At 45.0% G+C, this 5,108-nt stretch carries 5 protein-coding genes and 2 pseudogenes; 4 read left to right on the forward strand and 3 right to left on the reverse strand.

Annotation, left to right across the window (positions count from 1 at the left end):
- Positions 1-654 precede the first annotated feature (654 nt).
- Positions 655-1,230, forward strand: coding sequence for a choice-of-anchor R domain-containing protein (locus tag PX636_RS11525; RefSeq protein WP_288117267.1), 576 nt, complete (start codon positions 655-657; stop codon positions 1,228-1,230).
- A 140-nt stretch (positions 1,231-1,370) separates the two neighbouring features.
- On the opposite strand, the gene PX636_RS11530 is transcribed toward PX636_RS11525, so the two are convergent.
- The 3 genes and pseudogenes from PX636_RS11530 to PX636_RS11540 all read right to left on the reverse strand — a co-directional run bounded on the left by PX636_RS11530 (position 1,371) and on the right by PX636_RS11540 (position 2,172).
- Positions 1,371-1,658: a shikimate dehydrogenase gene (locus PX636_RS11530; protein ID WP_353853474.1), complete on the reverse strand. Its 288-nt coding sequence runs from the start codon at positions 1,656-1,658 to the stop codon at positions 1,371-1,373.
- Between the two features lie 107 nt (positions 1,659-1,765).
- Positions 1,766-1,972: pseudogene (locus tag PX636_RS11535) on the reverse strand (type II toxin-antitoxin system HicA family toxin).
- Positions 1,969-2,172: a type II toxin-antitoxin system HicB family antitoxin gene (locus PX636_RS11540; protein ID WP_002737783.1), complete on the reverse strand. Its 204-nt coding sequence runs from the start codon at positions 2,170-2,172 to the stop codon at positions 1,969-1,971. The pseudogene PX636_RS11535 and the gene PX636_RS11540 overlap by 4 nt, the downstream one beginning before the upstream one ends.
- A 597-nt stretch (positions 2,173-2,769) precedes the next feature.
- Between PX636_RS11540 and PX636_RS11545 the strand changes: the two genes are divergently transcribed.
- The 3 genes and pseudogenes from PX636_RS11545 to PX636_RS11555 all read left to right on the forward strand — a co-directional run.
- Positions 2,770-3,063, forward strand: coding sequence for a hypothetical protein (locus PX636_RS11545; RefSeq protein WP_002759475.1), 294 nt, complete (start codon positions 2,770-2,772; stop codon positions 3,061-3,063).
- A 342-nt stretch (positions 3,064-3,405) separates the two neighbouring features.
- The gene (locus tag PX636_RS11550; protein WP_004162599.1) at positions 3,406-4,683 is read left to right on the forward strand and encodes a recombinase family protein; all 1,278 of its coding nucleotides are present in this window, start codon (positions 3,406-3,408) and stop codon (positions 4,681-4,683) included.
- A 91-nt stretch (positions 4,684-4,774) separates the two neighbouring features.
- Positions 4,775-5,108, forward strand: a pseudogene (locus tag PX636_RS11555) (magnesium/cobalt transporter CorA); the annotation flags it as partial.

Consider the following 5,108-nt stretch of genomic DNA (forward strand, 5'->3'; position numbering starts at 1 on the left):
GGGCGAAGCATTCGGGCAATAACCTATCGGTGAAACCGGAGATTTTCTATCCGAATGCTTCGCCCGTACTTTTTGCCGCAAACCCTACTTATGAGGAAAGGCAAAAGGGGCAATAGATAATCAGCTTTTAATAACCGTATTTAGAGGATTTATGTCGGGTTTCGTTGCCTCAACCCGACCTACGAATTTACTATACTAATTTTTCCGTGATATTTGTCAGGATAATTTCTAGGGAATCGGTAACGGGGGATTGACTCATGAATTTCCGGGAACATTCGATCGCCTAGTAATATTGTAGCTGTAGGTTGGGTTGAACGATAGTGAAACCCAACAACCGAGGATTTATGTCGGGTTTCGTTGCCTCAACCCGACCTACGAATTTACTTGGCACGACCAGAAACTGCCCGATGTTGCTCACCACTTTCTAGCCGTTTTGTCAACACCCTATAGAGTTAAATATCATACCAGACGGTAAATGATAACTATAAATAATCAATGCTTGAACAGAAGAGACAGCTGCCATAGAATTAAGGCAATCTTTCTGAACTTTTTTAGAGATCATGAAAACCTTACCTATGTCTTTGGTGTTAGCGGGAATTAGTAGTTCACTTGTACTAATAGGGGGGGGTAAACCCTGTCCGCGCGGCGGTTCTGATCGGGAATCTCCCGCAAACGAATGATGGTAATACTGGTGGCATTAGCACCAGCAACGTAAAAGCGCTCGCCTTTACCCTGCCCGCGGGTAACAATTACAGCCTCGACAACGCCATCCTGCGACTCGGGGACTACGAAACCGGAGACAATCCCCTCGTCCAGATCCGCAATGATGTCGGGGGTAGCAATCCGGGCAGTACCGTCCTCGCCAGTTTCACCAATCCCACCCCTCAAGGAGCGGGAAACTTTAACTACACCTTCACTCCCACTAGCCCCTTCACGTTTACCGCCGGTACTAAATACTGGTTATACGTTGCCAGCACCAGTGGAAGTTTGACATGGAACGGCTCTTTTCCTAGCAAAACCCCGACGGGCATCGCTACCCCATCGGGATCCCGGTTTAGTAATGACAGTGGAGCGAGTTTCAATAACAGTTCCATTTTTAACAGTTTCCAGATCAACGCAACCGAGATAACCGGTCCGGTGGCCCGCACTCCCGAACCCAGTGCGATCGCGGCGTTGTCCCTGTTCGGATTGGGTTTACTGGGGGTTAAAGGTCGTCGGAACGAGGGATAAGTTGCCGTAGGTTGATTCATGAATCAACTCTCATAGCTGTAGGTTAGGTTGAACAGAGTGAAACCCAACAACCGAGGATTTAGGTCGGGGTTCGTTGCCTCAACCCGACCTACGAATTTACTATACAAACGGGGAAGCTTTTAAGGATTCGGGATCGATCGCACCAGTAAAGTCAGAATACTGGTTAATACTGCCACTACCACGGGAATAATCAACGATTTTGCTCCCTTAAGGTCCGATACATCCTTAATTAAAGCGTCCTGTGTTCCCTCTACTTTTTCCAATCGCCTATCAATAATCTTGAGTTCGGTTTTCACCTCGGCCATATCTACTTTTAGATCGGTGAAATCTTTCTGTAAAGAGTCTAATTTTTCCGTGATATTTGTCAGGATAATTTCTAGGGAATTGGTGACGGGGGATTGACTCATCTGAATTTCGGGGAATATTCGATCGCCTAGTAATATTGTAGGCTGATAATCGTTATTGGTAATTCTGCGATCTTTCGGGAGTGACGGAATTACAACGATCGCATTGATCAAATATCTTCTTCAGAAAGTCCCGCTTGTTTCAAAAAATGCTTGAGTAATCCGATTTTTAAATCCTGATTTCCGTGAATCGGCACAGAGATACGGGTGGGATTATCTGGCTGACAGTAAATGTGATGGCTACCTTGAATTCTCAATAATTACCATCCGTGACGCTCTAAAATTTTGGCGAACTTTTTCCCAGAAATCGATTTCATATCGCTATTTCTAGAATACGAGTTTTCGGATCGGTCGGCAAGGATTCCACATCTATGGATAGACAACCTTCGATCGCCTCGTGTAAATTCTCTAGTAGTTCCTCGAAAGTTTCTGCTTGGGTGGCACAGCCGGGGAGCGCCGGGACTTCCCCCCAGAAGCCACCTTCCTCCGCCTCGTGAACGATAACTTTCATTTTCATTGCTTATCTCCTAGATCGATCAATGGGAGGGATAGATAGATAAATTATCACCACCCCTAAAATCTAACATTTCTACGGGGTTGTGTAAATAATCAGTCTTCAATAACTGGATTTAGTCTAAATATTGTAGGCTGTTTTTGTAGGTGATGCAATCCTTACCAACTGACGACATTCTGTTTTAATGGCTTGTTGTAGTTCTTGTGCCTCTGAATCGCTTAAAATGCCTGAAAAATTGGCCAGAGGATGACTGTTGCCTGTTGCCTGAACTCAATGTAAAAAATCTAACACGGTTTCTATTAGATCATCAGGTGCTTGTTCGAGTTCTTGAATTAATTGTTGACGATGGTTCATAGACAGTCTGAACGAGTAATACAGTAAATGTGATGGCTACCTTGAATTCTCAATGACGTTCTCAAATTTTGGCGAACTTTTTCCCAGAAATAGATCTTAATTGACTCATCTGAATTTCGGAGATTATTCGATCGCCTAGTAATATTGTAGGCTGATAATCGTTGCCGTTGCCTCTGGATTGGTAATTCTGCCATCTTTCGGGAGTGATAGAATGCGAAGTATCCCCCGCAACAAGGAATTTAGTTTATGAGTCAATCGGGAGAAACCGTCACCTATTCCCTAGAAGCCATCCTGACGCGGATCGAGGGAAAGATCGATCGAATCGATGATCGCCTGACAAAACTAGAGGTAGGACAGGCAAAATTAATCGAGAAAGTCGAGGGAATGGATAAGCGGTTAGAAAGGCTAGAAAACGAACAATCGGGGCTAGTTAAGGATATATCCGATTTAAAAGGGGCGAAATCGCTGATTATCCCCGTAACCGTCGCGATTATTACCGCCATACTCACGGTTTTCCTTCGCTCTTTACCCTCTCCCTAGACGAATCGCGCCCGGCCTAGAAATTGCCAAGTGTAGCGGAACGAGCGCCAGCTGGCGGGGGTTAGGGAGATGGGCAGAAATTCCTTTTCCATTCGCCCGCAGGTAAGCTGTTGACTATCTAAATTACTGGTTAAGACTGTCTAAGCTAAACGGCGCTTAACCTGCATGATCCAACAGCTATAACCCTTTTGGAGTCTATATCGGTGATCCGAAGTAAAAGCCGTTTAGCTTATGAGTGCCGGAGTTGGGAGCGGGGAGAGGTAGTTCGAGCATTTGTACTAAACTTTTCAAGACGCGGTTTCAAGGCAGTACAGCTTATCTATACCAGGATTTCGGCAAAACATGAAAATTATCGCCTACACCTATACCAATCCCCTGCTTGATAGTCCCCCCGATGCCTCGATTTCGACCTATTCTCCCGAACAAGTGTATCAGGATTTTGGTGATCGCTCACAACGGCAGCAACTGCTCCGCGATTGTCAAGGGACTCCCCCCCGACTGCTGATCCTGCGTCGTCTAGCAGAATTGGGAGACAATGGCACAGAAGTTAGCAAAATTTTACAATCCTTAGAAGCCCTCGACATAGATATAATTGCCCTAGAAGACCCAGATTATAAGCTTAATTTTGCCAAGATTCTGCAAGAAATATCAAAAAACGAACTAAGTAATCGTTTAAAAGCAGGTCACGCTCACAATCGTCTGCAAGCTTTGCCTCCCCCCGGAAAAGCACCCTACGGTTATCGTCGTGGCAAGGAGCGTTATATACTCGATCGCAGTACCGCGCCAGTAGTCAAAGACTTTTTTGATCGCTTTTTGATTTCCGCTTCCCTGCGTTCCACGGTGCGCTATATAGAAAAACGCTATGGTAAGAAGATATCGGTAGCTACTGCCCATAAATGGCTGACTAATCCCGTTTATCGCGGCGATTTGTGCTATCTCGGTCAAGATATTATCCCCGATACCCACACCCCGATTATCTCCCGGGAAGAAGCGGCCCAGATCGATCGCATCCTGAGAAATAATCGCAAATTACCCCCCCGCAGTGCCAGCGCCCCGCGTTCCTTAGCGGGTTTAGTCGTCTGTAGTCAATGTCAATCGGGGATGACGATTACCAAAGTGACGGCGCGAGGAAAGGGTCTAGAATACCTCTATTTGCGACCTTTGCAATGTCCCCGGACAAAAAAATGTTCGGCGATCGCTTATGAGAAAATTCTCGATAGCACAATCGAGCGCATTTGTCAAGACCTACCACCGACGATCGCTCAGATATCTTTACCGGATTTAGAGGGGATCAAACGGGGAATGAGCGAGGAAATAGGGCAAAAAAACGATATTTTGTCCCAATTGCCCTCCCTAGAAGCGGCGGGAATTTTAGATCAAGAAACGGCTAATCTACGGGCCTATAAACTGAAAAACGAGATCGCGCAGATTCAAGGACGTTTAGACCAATTACCCCCGGATAACCTGACTATTATCGCTCGTGCCGTTGCTTTTCCGCAATTTTGGCGAGATTTATCGGAAATCGAGCGCCGTTTTTATTTTCGCGAGTTTATCCGTCGCATCGAAATCGAGAGAGAAACGGCTAACAATTGGCATTTACGTTTAATCTTCGTTTTTTAAGAGTCTCGGACAATCTTAAAGTTAGCTAAAAATTGAGGAATTTTTGAGTGATCAATGCTAAGAAAAAGGCCAACAGCGATCGATCTCAACTATGAGCAATAACAAAAGATTAACTAGGTATAAAAAAGGGCGAAAATCCTCCCGGACAAAACCCCACCTTTACGATTATCACTATAATCAACCCGGGACGATGCCGGGGTTAATCACCATCGATGAAAATGCCGTTGCTACCGAGATATTTTTAATTAATTATAATTCTCAACAAGCCACTATAGTTAATAATCTCTTACCTCAAGACTGTCTTAAATATTTATCCGATGATTCCATCTCTTGGGTTGATATCGTCGGTTTGGGTAATGAAGATAAACTGCAAGAGTTGGGGGAAATTTTTCATTTACATCCCTTAACCCTTGAGGATATAGTCA

It is taken from the genome of Microcystis sp. M53598_WE2, assembly GCF_030067735.1.
GTDB classification, from domain to species: Bacteria; Cyanobacteriota; Cyanobacteriia; order Cyanobacteriales; family Microcystaceae; genus Microcystis; species Microcystis aeruginosa.

Excerpts from the sequence above, each read along its gene's own strand:
- PX636_RS11550 (WP_004162599.1), top strand. The coding sequence starts at position 3,406 with ATGAAAATTATCGCCTACACCTATACCAATCCCCTGCTTGATAGTCCC.
- PX636_RS11545 (WP_002759475.1), top strand. The coding sequence starts at position 2,770 with ATGAGTCAATCGGGAGAAACCGTCACCTATTCCCTAGAAGCCATCCTG.
- PX636_RS11540 (WP_002737783.1), bottom strand. The coding sequence starts at position 2,172 with ATGAAAATGAAAGTTATCGTTCACGAGGCGGAGGAAGGTGGCTTCTGG.
- PX636_RS11530 (WP_353853474.1), bottom strand. The coding sequence starts at position 1,658 with ATGAGTCAATCCCCCGTCACCAATTCCCTAGAAATTATCCTGACAAAT.